Here is a 16,326-nt window from a genome sequence, read left to right as displayed (position 1 = left end):
GCTCACCAAGCCGCGCAAGCGATTGCATATGAAGTTCTCAATGATGGTGCGATATCAACGCTCGTGCACCACGCGTGCGCACCCAGGCGGCTTGCTCCCGTTCAAAAACGTGCATTGTGGCGAAGCCGTCATGGCGTGCGCTGTGCGCCTTTGGTGGCATCCATGGCCAAAGCCGTTGCGATCATTGGGCCGATCATTTGGTCGGCTTCGGCTTGATTGGAGATTGATCGCATGACTGCGGGCATTGAGTGGCACATCGGTTGCGGATGTTGGCGTGTTCGGCCTGGCGCCGAACGGTCGATCGGCATGGGATCGAGCGACCGCACTGCCCCATCAACGCAAAGGAGAGAAGCATGCCTGCTGTCAGCAAACCGGCCCACAAGAAGGGCGATTTCCTGGTCGACTATGAAGAGAAGGTATTCGAGGACGTAAAGGCAGAAGCCGGTGAGAAGGCGCTGGTGACATTCCACACCGTCGCCTTCGAAGGCTCGATCGGCTTCGTCAACCTGCTCCAGGCCACACGCCTGCTGCGCAAGGGCTTCGAGACTTCGATCCTGCTGTACGGCCCCGGCGTCAACCTTGGCGTTCAGCGCGGCTTCCCGACGCTTGGCGACGAGGCGTTCCCCGGCCACATGAACTTCAACAAGCAGCTCACCAAGTTCATGGAAGAGGGCGGCAAGGTCTACGCCTGCCGCTTCGCCCTGCAGGCCCTGTACGGCCACGGCGAGGCCTCGCTGATTGAGGGCATCCGCCCGATCAATCCGCTCGACGTGCTCGACCTCAAGCTCCTGCATCGCAAGGAGAACGCGCTGATCATCGACACCTGGACGGTTTGAGCAAAAGGGCAGGTGCCACCATGTTACAGAAACGCATTGTGCGCGCGGCCGCGGTCCAGATCGCGCCCGACCTCGAGAGCGGCGAAGGCACGCTGGCCAAGGTCTGCGAGGCGATCGACGAGGCCGCCGGGAAAGGCGTGCAGCTGATCGTCTTCCCTGAGACCTTCGTGCCGTACTACCCGTACTTCTCCTTCGTACGGCCGCCGGTGCACTCCGGCAGCGACCACATGCGGCTATACGAGCAGGCCGTGGTGGTGCCCGGCCCGGTCACCGATGCCGTCGCCGGGCGCGCACGCCGGCACGGCATGGTCGTGGTGCTCGGCGTGAACGAGCGCGACCACGGCAGCCTGTACAACACGCAGCTCATCTTCGACACCGAGGGCAACCTCGCGGTCAAGCGCCGCAAGATCACGCCCACTTTCCACGAACGCATGATCTGGGGACAGGGTGACGCGGCCGGGCTGAAAGTCGCTGAGACCTCGATTGGCCGCGTCGGCGCACTGGCGTGCTGGGAGCACTACAACCCGTTGGCCCGCTACGCGCTGATGACCCAGCACGAGGAAATCCACTGCAGCCAGTTCCCGGGCTCGCTGGTCGGGCCGATCTTTGCCGAGCAGATCGAGGTCACCATCCGGCATCACGCGCTGGAATCCGGCTGCTTCGTCGTCAACGCCACCGGCTGGCTGACCGAAGCGCAGATCGCCTCCGTGACCACCGATCCGGCGCTGCAGAAGGCGCTGCGCGGCGGCTGCAACACCGCAATCATCTCGCCGGAGGGCCAGCACCTGGCGCCGCCGTTGCGCGAGGGCGAGGGCATGGTCATTGCCGACCTCGACATGTCGCTCATCACCAAGCGCAAGCGAATGATGGATTCGGTGGGCCACTACGCGCGCCCGGAACTGCTAAGCCTGGCCATCAATGAACGGCCGGCGGTGACGGCAGTGCCGATGGCAGGCGCCTTCTCCAACTTCCATGGGAGCATCCGCGATGACATCCAGCGCGACCGTGCCGGCGTCGAGCCGGCAATTGATGACTGAGCTGCAGTCCGTCGGGCTGCGCCTGGAAGACCCAAATGCCGGCGCAGCCAGCCGGCGCGGCGGGGCCGGTCCGTCCGACCACAAGGCGGTCACCATCGACGGCGTGACCATCATGGTGCCGGTGCATACCAGCACCGCGTGGCACTCGCCGTTCGTGGCGCAGGCGCCCGATGGAACGGGGCGCAGCGCGCTGATGCGCGGCACCATCCCGATTGCCAGCATCAGCTTTCCGAAGGCGCCGCGCTTCTATGCGCTGCAGACCCTGGAGGGCATCCCATACTCGCATATCGCCACGCTGCATGGCGCCGACGTGCTGGCCACGACCGTCCTGCAGACCTGCATCCGGTACGAGAGCCGCAAGAAGACCTGCAAGTTCTGCTCGATCGGCCAGTCGCTGGCGGCAGGCCGTACGGTGGCGCGCAAGACGCCGGAGCAACTGGCCGAAGTGGCGCGCGCCGCAGTGCTGCTCGATGGCGTCAGGCATATGGTGCTGACCACCGGCACGCCGCCGACGCAGGACCGGGGCGCGGCTATTCTTTGCGAGAGCGCCTTCGCCATCAAGGCCGCGGTCGACCTGCCGATCCAGGCGCAGTGCGAGCCGCCCGATGACGACCGCTGGTTCGAGCGCATGAAGGCCGCCGGCATTGACACGCTCGGCATGCACCTCGAGGTCGTCACGCCGGCGGTGCGCGAGCGCATCATGCCGGGCAAGGCGTCGGTGCCGCCGAGCCGTTACATTGAAGCCTTCAGGGCCGCCGTTGCCGTGTTCGGCAGGGGGCAGGTCAGCACCTACATCCTCGCGGGACTCGGCGACACCGCAGAAGCCATCCTGTCGCTCTCGCGCGAGCTGATCGAACTCGGGGTGTATCCGTTCGTGGTGCCTTTCGTGCCGATCTCCGGCACGCCGCTGGAGGACCACCCGGCTCCCTCGCCGGCCTTCATGCAGTCGATCCTGCAGCCGCTCGGCGCCATGTTGGGCGCCGCCGGCATGCGCTCGTCCGATATCAAGGCGGGTTGCGGCAAGTGCGGCGCGTGCTCGTCGCTGGCGACCTACGAGCGCGAGGCGGCACTGGCGACCGACGGAGCGACATCATGAAAAGCGATCTCTGCGTCGAGGTGCCGGGCAGCCCGATATTCCGCATCCGCTGGGCCGAGCACGCCTGGGAGGCGGAGCAGGCCTATCGGCTGCGCCAGGTCGTGTTCTGCGAGGAGCAGGGCATCTTCGCGGGCGACGACCGGGACGCGGTGGACGATGTGGCGCAACTGCTGGTGGCGGTGCGCTTCGAGCCGGAGTTGCCGGGTCATCCCGGGACCGTGGTCGGCACCGTGCGCATCCATGAAAGCGAGCCGGGCGTGTGGTTCGGCTCGCGGCTTGCGGTGGATGCTGCATACCGAAGCCAGGGAAAGATCGGTGCGACGCTGATCCGCCTGGCGGTGAGCAGCGCCCACGCGATCGGCTGCCGGCGCTTCCTTGCACACGTGCAGAGCCAGAACGTGCCCTTGTTCAGGCGCTTGCGTTGGAACGTCCTGGCCGAGGAGACGCTGCTCGGGCGGCCTCACCACCTGATGCAGGCTGACCTGAACCATTACCCGCCTTGCCATACCCCGCACGCGGGCCTGATTACCGAAGGCAGGGCCGTGAGATGAGCCTCGACGATTTCGTACACACTCTGCGCAGCAGCCGCGGTTTTGCGCATAAGACCGATATCCCGGCCATGCTGTCGCCGCTCGGCGCAGCGGCCGCCGGACGCAACGCGGCCATGGCCGTGGGCGTAGGCGACGACTGCGCGGCGTTGCGGGATGGCGACGGCTACCTGCTGTTCGCCATCGAAGGACTGGTCAGCGATTTCATCCGCACCATGCCGTGGTTCGCCGGCTACAGCGCGGTCATGGTGAACATCAGCGATATCTATGCGATGGGCGGCAGGCCGACGGCCGTGGTCGATGCGCTATGGAGCCATGGCGCCGCCGACGCCGCCGAGGTGCTCAAGGGCATGGCCGCGGCGTCTGCCGCCTATGGCGTGCCGATCGTCGGCGGTCACAGCAACGCGCGCAGCGAGCAAAGCCAGCTTGCCGTGGCCATCCTCGGTCGTGCGCGCAAGCTGCTGTCGAGCTTCGCCGCGCGTCCCGGCCAGCGCCTGTTGATGGCCGTGGACCTGCGCGGCGCATTCGCGGAGCCATATCCGTTCTGGAACGCCTCCACGGGCGCACCGGGCGAACGACTGCGTGCGGATCTCGAACTCTTGCCTGTGCTGGCCGAAGAGGGCCTTTGCGCCGCAGCCAAGGACATCAGCATGGCGGGTCCGCTTGGCACCGCGCTGATGCTGCTCGAATGCTCCGGGGTGGGCGCCCGCATCGCGCTGGAGCGCATTCCCCGGCCCGCTGGCGTGCCCCTGGAGCGATGGCTGACGGCATTCCCGAGCTATGGCTTCCTGCTGGCCGTCGATGACGACGATGCGCAGGCGGTCGAACGCCGCTTCCTCGATCGCGGCATTGCCTGCGCCCAGATCGGCGCCATCGACGATTCCCGTGTCGCCACGCTCACGCACGCCGGCGAACGGGCCACGTTGTGGGACTTGCGCGAGGCGGGGTTCATCCTGCCGACGCGCCTGGCCACGCCGATCGATTCCCCAACCTGAGAACTGCCATGCCGGTTACCCATTTCCGCATCCGCTGGCCTGACCAGACCGATATGGCCTGCTATTCCCCATCCTCCATCGTCACGGAGCACTTTGTCGAAGGGACAGCGTATCCGCTGGACGAGTTCGTCGAGCGTGCGCGTACCGCGCTGGGCGCCGCATCCGAGCGGGTGCGGGCCAGGTATGGCTACGCCTGCTCCTCCGCAATGGATCAGCTCCGCATCCTGGAAATTGCCGCGCAGCGGTTCCGGGGCCAGGACGGCGCCACCGTCCGTTTTCTCGGCTTTGGCAGCTAACCGTTCTTCAAATTCCTCGCCTCAAAGGATCCAACATGTCCCACATCATCAACACCAATCCGGGCCAGGCCGCAGAGCCCAGGCACTACGGCGTCATCATTGTCGGCGGCGGCCAGGCTGGACTATCGATGAGCTACTTCCTGAAGCAGGCCGGCATCGACCATCTGCTCATCGAGAAGCACACCGTCACGCACGCCTGGCGCACGCAACGCTGGGATGCGTTCTGCCTGGTGACGCCGAACTGGCAATGCGCGCTGCCGGGCTATCCCTACCAGGGAGATGATCCGCACGGCTTCATGAAGAAGGATGAAATCACGGCCTATCTCGATGGCTTTATCCGGACGGTCGGCGCGCCGGTACTCGAGCATACCGAGGTGCGGCAAGTGAAGGCGCGCGCCCAGGGGGGATTTTCCGTGGTGACGAGCCAGGGTGCATTCACCGCGGACCAGGTGGTGGTGGCCTCGGGTGGTTATCACACGCCGATCGTGCCGCGCATGGCCGAGCGCCTGCCGACGTCGATCCGGCAATTGCAATCGTCCGAATACAGGAATCCCGGGTCGCTGCCCGAGGGTGCGGTGCTCGTGGTTGGCTCGGGCCAGTCGGGCGCGCAGATTGCCGAAGACCTGCACCTGGGCGGGCGCAAGGTGTATCTGGCCGTCGGCGAGGCGCCGCGTTGCGCGCGCTTCTATCGCGGGCGGGACGTCGTGGACTGGCTCGCGGACATGAAGTACTACGATCTGCCCGTTACCGAGCATCCGCTGCGCGAGGGCGTGCGCGATAACACCAATCACTACGTCACCGGTCGCGACGGCGGCCGCGATATCGACCTGCGCAAGTTCGCCACCGAGGGGATGGAGCTCTACGGCGTGCTGGGCGACTACCGCGACGGCCAGCTTCGTTTTGCGGCGGACCTTCGTCACAACCTGGACGACGCCGATGCGACCTACAACCGCATCAACGCGAGCATCGACAAGTTCATCGCGGAGCGGGGCATCGAGGCACCGCCGCCAAGCGTCTATGAGCCCGTGTGGACGCCCCCGGCCGAGCGCACCGAACTTGATCCCCAGGCAGCCGGCATTGGTTCGATCATCTGGTGCATCGGCTTCCGACCGGACTTCAGCTGGCTCGAAGTGCCGGTGTTCAACGGCCGCGGTTATCCGGGCCATCAACGTGGCGTGACCGCGCACGCCGGTTTGTATTTCCTCGGGCTGCCGTGGTTGCACACGTGGGGATCGGGGCGATTCTCCGGCATCGCGCGCGACGCCGAATACCTCGCCGGTTTGATTGCCGCGGGCGAGAGCGACACTGCGCTGGCCGCCTGACATGGAAGCCGTTGTCTCACGCCATGTTGCCGGAATGCCCCAGTTGGCATACACCGGCCTGTCAGAGAACTGGCTGCTGAAGACCTGCGGCGACCTGCACTGGCGCCTGCTGGCCGCCGGCGTCGGCCTGGCGGTGCCGGACTTCCTGGATGCCGAGGGCAATCCGGTGTATGCGGCGTTCACCGCGATCCGCGTGCGCGATGCCGCGCCGCAAACGGTCGGCGAGCACGCCGAGTTCAGCATCGACTCGCGCATCTTGCCAGCGGACGGCGTGAAGCACCTCAGCGAACATGCGGTCGACATGCAGGGGGACCGCCGCGCCAGCGTGACGATGCTGTCCACCTTCATCCGTCGCACGCGTGAGCGGGACAACCGCTCGGTCGTGCGCACCATGCCGACCGTGGCCGCGAAGTGGGCCGGCGCCGGCCCGTCGGCCCAGGCGGCGGATCTGTCGCTGCTGGCACGGCGTTTTCGCTGCGGGGATTGGGGCACGCATCTCGGGCTCGATCAGGCCCGGCATCGCGTCTGCCACGCGGCCGAATACCTGCCGTGCCCCTGCAACGATTTCAATGGCGCCGACCTGCTGTACTTCGCCAGCTTCCAGGCCATGGTCGATCGCGCGGAATGGCAATGGCGCCGCGACGCGGATCCGCCCACGGTGTTCGCGCGGGACCTGTTCTTCCATGGCAACGTCAATGTCGGCGAGTCGCTGGAGCTGACCTTTTCCGCGCTGCGCGAGGACGAGGAGGGATTGACGCACTGGTGTGAGATCCGGCGCAGCCGCGACGGCGAGAAGATCGCCGATGTGGTCACGCAGAAACGCTGGAGGCAACGATGAACGCGAAGCGGGACGACCCGGCAGGCGCCCTGGAGCTGAAGCCGGTCTACGGGCCCGACGACCTGACTGGCCTTGGCCACCTGGGCGGCATGCCCGGCGAGGCCCCGTTCGTTCGTGGCCCCTATCCCTCCATGTACCGCGGCAGGCCATGGACCATCCGCCAGTACGGGGGATACGGCGACGCCGCGACGTCGAACCTCGCCTATCGCGAGGCCTTGAAGCAGGGCGCGCAGGGCTTGTCGGTGGCCTTCGACCTGCCGACCCATCGCGGCTACGATTCCGACGACCCCCAAGCGCAGGCCGATGTCGGCATGGCCGGCGTGGCCATCGACTCGGTCGACGATATGCGGTGCCTGTTCGAAGGCATTACGCTGGACCGTGTGTCGGTATCGATGACCATGAGTGGTGCGGTGCTCCCCGTACTGGCAGCGTTCCTTGTCGCGGCCGAGGAATCGGGCGTCCCGTTCGAACAGCTGCGCGGCACCATCCAGAACGACATCCTCAAGGAGTTCATGGTCCGGAACACCTGGATCCATGCGCCGCAGTCGTCGCTGCGCATCGCCACCGACGTGGTCGAATGGCTGGCCGCGCATGCGCCGAAGTTCAACGGCATGTCGATCTCGGGCTATCACTTCCAGGAAGCGGGCGCCGATCCGGTGCTGGAATTGGCGCTGACACTGGCCAATGCCAGGACCTATGTCGGCCTGCTGCGCGAGCGTGGCCTTGATGTCGACGCGTTCTGCGGCGGACTGAGCTTCTTCTTCGGCGTCGGCAAGCAATTCTTCATTGAGATCGCCAAGCTGCGCGCCGCGCGGCTCCTGTGGCACGACATCGTGCGCGAACTGGGTGGCACCAGCGCGCGCGCCACGGCGATGCGCATGCATTGCCAGACTTCGGGCTGGACGCTCGCCGCGCAGCAGCCGCTCAACAATATCGCGCGCACCACGGTCGAGGCGATGGCTGCGATCTTTGGCGGTACGCAGTCGCTGCATACCAACGGCTTTGACGAGGCATTGGCATTGCCGGGCGCGCAGGCTTCGCGGCTGGCTCGCGATACGCAGTTGATCCTCCAGCATGAATTTGGCCTGTGCGAGGTGGCGGACCCGTGGGCGGGCTCCTACCTGATCGAGTCGCTGACCGGCCGCATGGTGACGGAGGTTCGCGCGGTGCTGGCTCACATCGATGCCCAGGGTGGCATCCTGGCAGCCCTCGAATCCGGCTGGGTGCAGCGGCGCATCCACCAGGCCGCGCTGTGGACGCAGGCTCGGCTCGATGCGCAGGAAGAGGTCGTGGTGGGTGTCAACCGCTACCAGGAGCCCGACGACAATGGCCAGGAATGCCTGGAAATCGACGGTACCCAGGTGCGCGTGCAACAGGCACGCCGCCTGGACGCGCTGCGCAGCCGCCGCGATGACGCTGCGGTCAGGCATGCGCTGGCGGCGCTGACCGAGGCCGCCACGCGCGGCGGCCCCAACCTGCTCGCCTGTGCGATCGACGCCATGCGTTGCCGCGCCACGGTCGGGGAATGTACCCGGGCGCTGCTCCAGGTCTGGCCGCGCCATACTGTCCAGTCGTCCTACGACGCAGCGCTGTATGGCACGGCTCGCGCCGGCAACACGGAATGGCTGGCGGCCTGCGAGTGCGTCAGTGCGCTGCGCGAGCAGCTCGGCCGCGCGCCCCGGATCCTCGTGGCCAAGCTGGGCCAGGACGGCCACGACCGCGGTGCGAAAGCGGTGGCGGCCGGGCTTGCGGATGCCGGGTTCGTCGTCGAACTGACGCCGCTGTTCCAGTCGGCCGAGGCGGTTGTATCTGCCGTCTGCGATGGCGACTTCGATGCCATCGGCATCTCCACGCTGGGCGGCGCGCATCTGGATCTGCTGCCGGCGCTGCTACACGCCTTGCGGCAGCGCGCGCTCGAAGTGCCGGTCTTCGTCGGCGGCATTGTTCCGGCAGACCACAGGCGCTTGCTGTGCCAGTGCGGCGTGCGGGAGATCTTCGGACCGGGCACGCCGATGGAGATCATCGTGAGCACCATCGTGGCTGCGCTCACGTTGTCTAGGATGCCTACGGCGTCCGCGCCCTTTCATTGACACCGGCGCGTTCGGTGGGCAAGCGCCTCCGTCATGCGTCCAGGAGTCGTCGCCCCGCAAATCGCGCCACCTCCCGCGCCAGCAAATCCTCAGTGCAGTTGGCGGTAAGAGTGACGGTAAGGCCTCACAGCCAATCCCTAGAAGTGGGTGGCGATAGACGCCTGCAGCGCGGAGTAGAGCTCGCCGAACGCAATGGCGGTCGGCGAGGCGCCAAGCGCCTTGAACATCGAGATCCAGAGCGGGATGCCGGGCACGCGGATCTTGAAGCCCTTCAGGTCCGCAGGTGTCTGAACCGGCCGGCTGGCCGAGGTGATATTGCGGTAGCCGTTGTCCAGGCACTTGTCGAACACGTGCAGGTTGACCTTGCCCAGCGCTGCCCGCACGTGCGCGCCGACGTCACCATCCATGGCCGCCCAGACTGTGTCGTAGTCCTTGAAGGCAAAGGCAACGCCGTTGATGCCGGCGGTCGGCACCAGTGTCTGCAGGTTGGTACCGGCGGTGGACATGAAATCCATGGCCCCGGCGCGGGTCTGCGAGATCATGTCGGGCTCGGTGCCCAACTGGCTGGCGGTATATACCTGGAGATCCACCTTGCCGCCGGTGTCCTTGCGGATGGCTTCCGCGGCTTCCTTGATGCGCAACGTGCCAGGGTGGTCCGCCAGAAATGCCGTGCCGTATTTGAGCCGGATGCTGGCAGCCTGGGCAAAGCCATGGCGCACCGGCAATGCGAGCGCGAGACTGCCGGCCTCGCGGCTGAACTGCGCGATGTTCCCGACGGTGATTGACTAGATCGCGAAAGGCCTGGTCAATCCCGGGCAAATTGTCACGCACCACGTCGATTTTCGCGATGTTGCCGGCGCGTTTGCACTGGCCGAGGGCAATCCGGGCGAATGCTGCAAGGTGCTGCTTGATTTTGGCCATGGTGGCTGACATTGCACAACGACGCTGGTTTATAATTGTTGAAAAAAGATCACTTATAGTGCTCAAATCGGTATCGGGATAAACCTTTCGTTGGCAAGGGTTTGCTAAGCGTGTATTTTGAACACCATGAGTGATCAAAATCACGGAAAACTAAACCAGCTTCTGGTAAGGCTTGGTGATACCACCTTGGTATCCAGCCGATGGCTGCGCGCGCATGGGTATTCCAACAGCCTTGTCGCACGCTATGTGGCCAGTGGCTGGCTGGTTTCGCCAGCGCGTGGTGTCTACATGAGGCAGGGCGGGCGCCTGCAGTGGCAAGGCGTGGTCCATTCCCTTCAGGCCAACGAGGCATTGGCTGTGCACGTCGGTGGGCGCTTTGCGCTGGCCATGCAGGGGCATGAGCACTACCTGCGCCTGGGCGAAGCGGGCACGATCACGCTTTACGGGCCACAACGGCTGCCAGGCTGGGTGGGCAAGCTGCCATTGAACGAACACTTCGAGTTTCACGGCAAGGGGCCTTTCGAACTGACTGCGTTGCACTTCATGCCCGAGCTGCCGGAAAAGGCGTTGCTCGATCAGGGATTGACATGGCACGAGGTCAGCCCAGGCACCGATGCCCTGGCCTGTTCCACGCCGGAGCGGGCCATGCTGGAACTGTGCGATGGCGTGGCAAATGCGGCCCTGGTCTATGAGGTCGATGCGCTGATGCAGGCGATGACGACGCTGCGGCCGCAACGGGTCGGCATGATGCTGCGCCATTGCCGCAGCATCAAGGCCAAGCGCCTGTTCCTGGCGCTGGCCGAACGCCACCGGCATGCATGGCTAGCGCATGTGCCACTCGATGGCGTCGATCTGGGCCGGGGCAAGCGCGCGCTGGTGCCCGGTGGACGCCTGCATCCGACCTACCAGATTACTTTGCCTGGAGACCTGGATGAGCATCTGGGATAAGCGCTATACCGACCGGGTGCAATTGCTGGTCGAGATCCTGCCGGTCCTGGCGAAAGAGCCGCGCTTCGCACTTAAAGGGGGCACGGCGATCAACCTGTTCGAGCATGACCTTCCGCGGTTGTCGGTGGACATCGACCTGGCCTGGTTGCCCGTGCATGACTTCGCCGAGGATGCGGCCTCGATTGCTGCGGCATTGGAGCAACTGGCCGATGCACTGCGCGCCCGCCCGCTACAACTGCAGGTGCAGTCGTCGGCGGGCGAGGGTACGCGGTCGGTGACGCGATTGGTGGCCAGCCGTGGCCGCGCGCGCGTGCAGGTCGAGACAACACCGGTCATGCGCGGCACAGTGCATCCGGTGCGCAGCATGGTGGTCAGGCCGAAGGTGGAGGAGGCTTTTGGCTTCGCCTCCGTGCAGGTGCTTGATTTCGCCGATCTTTATGCCGGCAAGCTGGCCGCAGCGTTGTCGAGGCAGCATCCGCGCGATCTGTTTGATGTCAGTCTGCTGCTGGAGGACGAACGCGCGGATGAGAGGCTTTGGCGGACTTTCCTGGTGTACCTGACCTGCAGCCCCAAACCTGCCTGGGAGATGCTGGCCCCTCGCGCGCCGGCGGATTTCGCGGCAACGTTCGACGCGCATTTCAAAGGGATGACTGCCGAGCCTGTCAGTGCGGAAGCGCTGCTGGAAAGCCGCGAGCGCCTGCTGGCGCGAGTGGCGGAGTGGCTGGATGAGCCATCCCGTGCGTTTCTTGGATCCGTGGAGGATGAAAAGCCGGATTTCGGGCTCATCGGGCTTCCTCACGCAGTTGAGTTGCCGGGCATACGGCGCAAGTTGCATAACCTGGCCCAGCGCTCGCCAGCCAAGCGGCAGGCGGATCGTCGCGAGCTGGAACAGACGCTGGCGCGGCTCACAGGGCGGGGTGCCTGAAGCACAGGCCCCTGGCGAGCCAGCAGGTGGCGCTTGACGCGCATTCTCTCTTCGTTCACCTTATGTCCCCGGCATGGATGGCCAGGCGTCCCATTGCCGGCGCCAGGCCTTTCGCGGCGATCGCGCCAGCGCAGCCCGCGGGCGAACAACAAAAGGTGACCAAAGGGAGACCATCACAAATGAGCAAGCTACTGCTCGGACCCGTGCTGTCGTTTCGTGGCCTCGGAACGGATGGCTCATGGAAGGTGACGGCGCTCGTTGGCATAGAAGATCAAGCCAGGGTTCCTCAGGTCACCGTGGAAGGCCGCAAGGCCGGCAAGCCGGTGACCCTGCTGCAGCATGCGGGCCGCACCTATCTGCGCTACGACCTGTCCTGCAAGCTGCGCAAGAACGAACGGCGGGTACCGTACAGCATCGAAGGTGTCGGGGAGGCGTGGCACTTTACCGTGCCCGGCAAGGGCTACGCGCCGCGCATGGCCTATGTTTCGTGCAACGGATTCTCCGACCCGGGCGGCATGCGCAAGCTGGTCAAGGCCGAGAACGCGGTATGGGCGGACTTGCTGTGCAACCACGACAAGGAAATCCGTCCGCCAGGCTATGAGCTGGACAAGGAGCAGCTCTGGCACGAGGCGCGTACCCATGACCAGGGCAATCAGCGCTTCCATCTGATGCTGATGGGCGGCGACCAGATCTACTTCGATTCGATCTGGGAAGACATCAAGCTGCTGAAGCGCTGGATCGGGTTGACGCGGGAGGAGCAGCTGCAGTACCCGGTGGACGCTGACCTCGAGAAAGAAATCGAGGACTACTATTTCAAGCTCTACAGCGAGCGCTGGCTGCCTCATGCCAGGTCAGGGTGGGGTAGTGCAGAGAAGCCGCTCGACGCTGCCCAGGCCATGGCACGGATCCCCACGGTGATGATGTGGGATGACCATGACATCTTCGACGGCTGGGGTTCCTATAGCCCCGAGATGCAGCGCAGTCCATTGTTCCAGCGGCTGTTCTTCCATGCGCGCCGGGCGTTCTGGGTCTTCCAGATGCAGCATGCTGTCGAACAGCTTCCCGACCTGGTGCCGCGCACTGACGTCAGGGTCCGGTCTGACGATCCATTGTTCGAACCGGTCAAGTGGTCTCAGGTGCTGTCCGGTGACAAGCTTGCGCTGCCGTTGCTGGACGAGCAGCCGGGGTTCACGTTCACGCATTCGGCTGGCCCAGTCAGTCTGATCGTTGCTGACCTGAGGACCGAACGATCCCAGGAGCAGGTGCTTGGACCCGGTACCTGGGGCGCACTGCAGCGGTGGCTGTCGGGTGTCGAATCGGGCCACGCCGTCAACCCTGGCGGCATCAATTGCCAGCATCTGCTGCTGCTGTCCTCCGTGCCGGTGGTCCATCCCAAGCTGTCGCTGGCCGAAGCCTTCCTGGACAACTTTGGCCAGGATCATGTGCTCGACAGCAGTGCCGATGACCTGAAGGACCACTGGACCCACGACGATCACGAGGGCGAGAGGAAGCGCCTGGTAGAGACGTTGCTCAAGACAGCCAGCCAGAAGCAGCTGCGCGTGACGATCATCTCTGGTGATGTCCATGTCGCGGCCTGGGGTGTCGCCTACAGGAAAGACGTGGGGCCGAAGGACAACTGGGCGCAGATACAGCAGCTGACCAGTACTGCCGTGGTGCATCCCTCGCTGGTCGGGGTCATGGAGCGTCTGTTCTTCCATGTGCTGAACAACGTTGCCCAGTCGAAGCAGGCGCTGGATGTCAACCTGTCTGCGGAAATGATGCTCTTTCCCGGATCCAACCGGTACGTGATGCCGGCCAGGAACTGGCTTGCCATTGAGCTGGACCGGGGCACGGACAACCCGAACGGCTGCAAGCTGTGGGCGACGTGGCGGTGCGAGACCAAGGCAGCATTCTCCAATCACCTGCTGGCTACCGATCCGGTGAACTTATAGTTTTAGCCGAGTCAGAGAGTAGGGCGGGGCGACGTACTCAGGCATGCGTCCCCATGCCTCGCCGATTCAAACCCCATCCGCGGAGGATTCCTGCCATGCGCCATTGATGCCGCCGTCTGCATGACGGCCAGTCTCCACCGCCCCCAAAGCAGGGGGAGTTCCTGGCATCCCTGGAATCTTGCATGTCAAATCCCAAGCTGACGCTGGAAAGCGTTTCCTATGTCCTGCCCGACGGCCGGACGCTCTTCTCTGAACTGTCCGAACAATTCGATGTTCGCCCCACCGGCCTGGTCGGGCGCAACGGTATCGGCAAGTCCGTGCTGGCACGCATCCTGGGCGGGGAGCTTGAGCCCTCCGCGGGGCGTTGCGTGCGGTCGGGCAGCTTGCATTACCTGTCCCAGCAGGCTGCGCATGCCGTGCAGACGTCGGTGGCGGGGCTGGCTGGCGTGCAACCGGTGCTGGATGCGCTGCAACGCCTTGAGGCCGGCAGCACCGCGGCACAAGACTTCGATGACGTCGGCGAGCACTGGAACATGCCGCAACGGCTGCGGCAGGAGCTGGAACGCAATGGCCTGGGCCACCTGCAGGCGGATACCCCGGCGAGCACCCTGAGCGGCGGCGAAGCCATGCGCGTGGCACTGATCGGCGCGTTGCTGTCGGATGCCGATTTCCTGGTCCTCGACGAACCCAGCAATCATCTGGACCGGCCGAACCGGCTGGCGCTGATCGCGCAACTGCAACGCTGGCAGCGCGGCCTGCTGGTGGTCAGCCATGACCGGCGGTTGCTGGAGGGCATGGCGCGCATCGTCGAGCTGTCGTCGCTCGGGTTGCGCAGCTATGGCGGCGGCTATTCGTTCTATACGCAATGCAAGGCGCAGGAGCGAGAGAACGCCTTGCGGCAGCTGGACCAGCGCAAGCTCGAACGCAAGCGGGAAGAACAGTCGCTGCGTGCGCAGCGTGAACGCCAGGAGCGGCGGCAGGCCCGTGGCAACCGGCAGGCGCACGATGCCAACCAGGCCAGCATCCTGCTGGGCCGGCAGAAGGAGCGCAGCCAGGCATCGGCAGGCAGGCTGCGCCTGCAGCAAGCCGCCACGCGCGAAGCGCTCGATGCGCGCGTGCGCGACGCCGCGCAACAGGTGGAGGACGATGCCGCGATCGTATTGCTCGCCTTGCCTGTCAGCCAGACCGCGCAACGCCGCGTAGCTGAACTGGAGGAGGTCGATCTGCCGTTCGTGCCGGCCGCCACGCGCCGCATCAGCCTGGTGCTGACTGGCCAGCAGCGCGTGGGCGTCGTCGGCCCCAACGGTTGCGGCAAATCTACCTTGCTCAAGCTGCTTGCCGGCCAGTTGCAGCCGCTGGCTGGCCGCTGCGCGGTGCATGTCGAAAACGCCTACCTCGACCAGCAGCTGGCCGGCCTGCTGCCGCAGCGCTCAGCCATCGAACAGATGCTGGCCGCCAACCACACCGCCGGGGAGGCGGCCTTGCGCACGCGGCTTGCGCTGCTGGATCTCGATGCGCAGAAGGTCACCGCACCCAGCGGCCTGCTCAGTGGCGGCGAGCGCCTGAAGGCCGCGCTGGCTTGTACCTTGTATGCCGATCCGCCGGCACAGCTGCTGTTGTTCGATGAGCCCAGCAACCACCTGGACCTGGCGTCTGTGCAGGCAGTGGAAACGATGCTGCGCGGCTATCAGGGCACACTGGTGGTGGTGTCCCACGACGATGTGTTCATGGGCAGCCTGGGGCTGACCCATCGCCTGGCGGCTACGTCGGATGGTTGGAACCTGGAACCCTGGTGACCCGACAGCGGGGTGGTTTTATTTATACCCGGATGATATTGACATCTTATTTTATCCGGGTAATATTCGGGAATCGTCTCCAAGGGACATCCCCATGACCAACGCAACGCTTCACAACTACACCACCTTCGACGGCCACCGGCGTATCGCCACGGGCTCGCTGCAAGCCAATGCGCTGGCGCTCAAGCGCGCGCTGGAAGCCGGCGCGGGCGGACCCGTGCTGGTTTTCGACGACAGCAGCGGGCGCTCGATCGACCTGGATACGAGCGGGACGGAGGCCGCCTTTCTTGAGCGGACTGCCGAGCGCGCCGCGCAGCTCGAATCCCCGCGGCAGCCAGCCGGCGACAACGACGAAGCAGCGGATGTGGCCGAGCCGCGGGGCCGAGGGCGCCCGAAGCTTGGCGTGGTATCGCGCGAGGTGACGCTGCTGCCGCGCCATTGGGAATGGCTGGCCGCCCAGCCAGGCGGGGCATCCGTGGCCCTGCGCAAGCTGGTCGAGCAGGCGCGCCGGGACAATGCGGACAAGGACCGCGGCCGCCGCGCCAGCGAACGCGCCTACCACTTCATGGTGGTGATGGCGGGAGATCTGCCCGGCTTCGAGGAAGCTACGCGGGCCTTGTTCGCGGGCGATGTGGCGGGCTTTGCGCAGCGGCTCGAGACATGGCCGGTGGATATCCGCGAGCACGTGATGCGCCTTGCGGACAGCAACGCCTGAACGGCTGCGCG

The 16,326-nt window shown here is 65.4% G+C and carries 15 protein-coding genes and 1 pseudogene; 15 read left to right on the top strand and 1 reads right to left on the bottom strand.

The window, feature by feature from the left end:
- The first annotated feature begins 353 nt into the window (after positions 1 to 353).
- From CNE_RS09385 to scpA, 9 genes are read left to right on the top strand one after another with little or no spacing between them, the layout of a single operon-like run.
- Complete coding sequence (locus CNE_RS09385; protein ID WP_013956897.1) at positions 354 to 836, top strand: MSMEG_0572/Sll0783 family nitrogen starvation response protein; 483 nt, start codon at positions 354 to 356, stop codon at positions 834 to 836.
- 20 nt (positions 837 to 856) lie between these two features.
- Positions 857 to 1,873, top strand: a complete 1,017-nt coding sequence (locus CNE_RS09380) for a Nit6803 family nitrilase (protein ID WP_013956896.1) — start codon at positions 857 to 859, stop codon at positions 1,871 to 1,873.
- Positions 1,866 to 2,969 carry an MSMEG_0568 family radical SAM protein gene (locus tag CNE_RS09375; RefSeq protein ID WP_013956895.1) on the top strand — a complete coding sequence of 368 codons (1,104 nt, stop codon included), beginning with the start codon at positions 1,866 to 1,868 and terminating at the stop codon, positions 2,967 to 2,969. Before CNE_RS09380 ends, CNE_RS09375 begins: the two co-directional genes overlap by 8 nt.
- Complete coding sequence (locus CNE_RS09370; protein WP_013956894.1) at positions 2,966 to 3,520, top strand: MSMEG_0567/Sll0786 family nitrogen starvation N-acetyltransferase; 555 nt, start codon at positions 2,966 to 2,968, stop codon at positions 3,518 to 3,520. The genes CNE_RS09375 and CNE_RS09370 overlap by 4 nt, the downstream gene beginning before the upstream one ends.
- Positions 3,517 to 4,512 (top strand): sll0787 family AIR synthase-like protein, encoded by a 996-nt coding sequence (locus tag CNE_RS09365; RefSeq protein WP_013956893.1) that lies wholly within the window; start codon positions 3,517 to 3,519, stop codon positions 4,510 to 4,512. Before CNE_RS09370 ends, CNE_RS09365 begins: the two co-directional genes overlap by 4 nt.
- 8 nt (positions 4,513 to 4,520) lie before the next feature.
- Positions 4,521 to 4,808: an MSMEG_0570 family nitrogen starvation response protein gene (locus tag CNE_RS09360; protein WP_013956892.1), complete on the top strand. Its 288-nt coding sequence runs from the start codon at positions 4,521 to 4,523 to the stop codon at positions 4,806 to 4,808.
- 35 nt (positions 4,809 to 4,843) lie between these two features.
- Positions 4,844 to 6,130, top strand: coding sequence for an MSMEG_0569 family flavin-dependent oxidoreductase (locus tag CNE_RS09355; protein WP_013956891.1), 1,287 nt, complete (start codon positions 4,844 to 4,846; stop codon positions 6,128 to 6,130).
- A 1-nt stretch (position 6,131) separates the two neighbouring features.
- Positions 6,132 to 6,968: a Pnap_2097 family protein gene (locus CNE_RS09350; RefSeq protein WP_013956890.1), complete on the top strand. Its 837-nt coding sequence runs from the start codon at positions 6,132 to 6,134 to the stop codon at positions 6,966 to 6,968.
- A complete protein-coding gene (gene scpA / locus CNE_RS09345; protein ID WP_013956889.1) occupies positions 6,965 to 9,058 on the top strand; it encodes a methylmalonyl-CoA mutase in 2,094 nt (697 codons plus the stop codon). The genes CNE_RS09350 and scpA overlap by 4 nt, the downstream gene beginning before the upstream one ends.
- A 137-nt stretch (positions 9,059 to 9,195) precedes the next feature.
- On the opposite strand, the gene CNE_RS09340 is transcribed toward scpA, so the two are convergent.
- Complete coding sequence (locus CNE_RS09340) at positions 9,196 to 9,777, bottom strand: TRAP transporter substrate-binding protein (protein ID WP_319609855.1); 582 nt, start codon at positions 9,775 to 9,777, stop codon at positions 9,196 to 9,198.
- Between the two features lie 19 nt (positions 9,778 to 9,796).
- Between CNE_RS09340 and CNE_RS42060 the strand changes: the two are divergent.
- The 6 genes and pseudogenes from CNE_RS42060 to CNE_RS09315 all read left to right on the top strand — a co-directional run.
- Positions 9,797 to 9,988 (top strand): annotated as a pseudogene (locus tag CNE_RS42060) (Zn-dependent oxidoreductase); the annotation flags it as partial.
- Positions 9,989 to 10,105: 117 nt separating this feature from the next.
- Positions 10,106 to 10,927: a type IV toxin-antitoxin system AbiEi family antitoxin domain-containing protein gene (locus CNE_RS09335; protein WP_013956887.1), complete on the top strand. Its 822-nt coding sequence runs from the start codon at positions 10,106 to 10,108 to the stop codon at positions 10,925 to 10,927.
- Positions 10,911 to 11,852, top strand: a complete 942-nt coding sequence (locus CNE_RS09330; RefSeq protein ID WP_013956886.1) for a nucleotidyl transferase AbiEii/AbiGii toxin family protein — start codon at positions 10,911 to 10,913, stop codon at positions 11,850 to 11,852. The genes CNE_RS09335 and CNE_RS09330 overlap by 17 nt, the downstream gene beginning before the upstream one ends.
- Before the next feature lie 179 nt (positions 11,853 to 12,031).
- Positions 12,032 to 13,804, top strand: coding sequence for an alkaline phosphatase D family protein (locus tag CNE_RS09325; protein ID WP_013956885.1), 1,773 nt, complete (start codon positions 12,032 to 12,034; stop codon positions 13,802 to 13,804).
- Between the two features lie 182 nt (positions 13,805 to 13,986).
- Complete coding sequence (locus CNE_RS09320) at positions 13,987 to 15,600, top strand: ABC-F family ATP-binding cassette domain-containing protein (protein WP_013956884.1); 1,614 nt, start codon at positions 13,987 to 13,989, stop codon at positions 15,598 to 15,600.
- Positions 15,601 to 15,694: 94 nt separating this feature from the next.
- Positions 15,695 to 16,315, top strand: a complete 621-nt coding sequence (locus CNE_RS09315) for a DUF2239 family protein (RefSeq protein WP_013956883.1) — start codon at positions 15,695 to 15,697, stop codon at positions 16,313 to 16,315.
- The last annotated feature ends 11 nt before the right edge of the window (positions 16,316 to 16,326 follow it).

Origin of the sequence: Cupriavidus necator N-1 (assembly GCF_000219215.1) — a bacterium.
Classification (GTDB): domain Bacteria; phylum Pseudomonadota; class Gammaproteobacteria; order Burkholderiales; family Burkholderiaceae; genus Cupriavidus; species Cupriavidus necator.
Note: the sequence above shows the minus strand (reverse complement) of the source record. Positions and strands in the feature narration are given on the sequence as shown.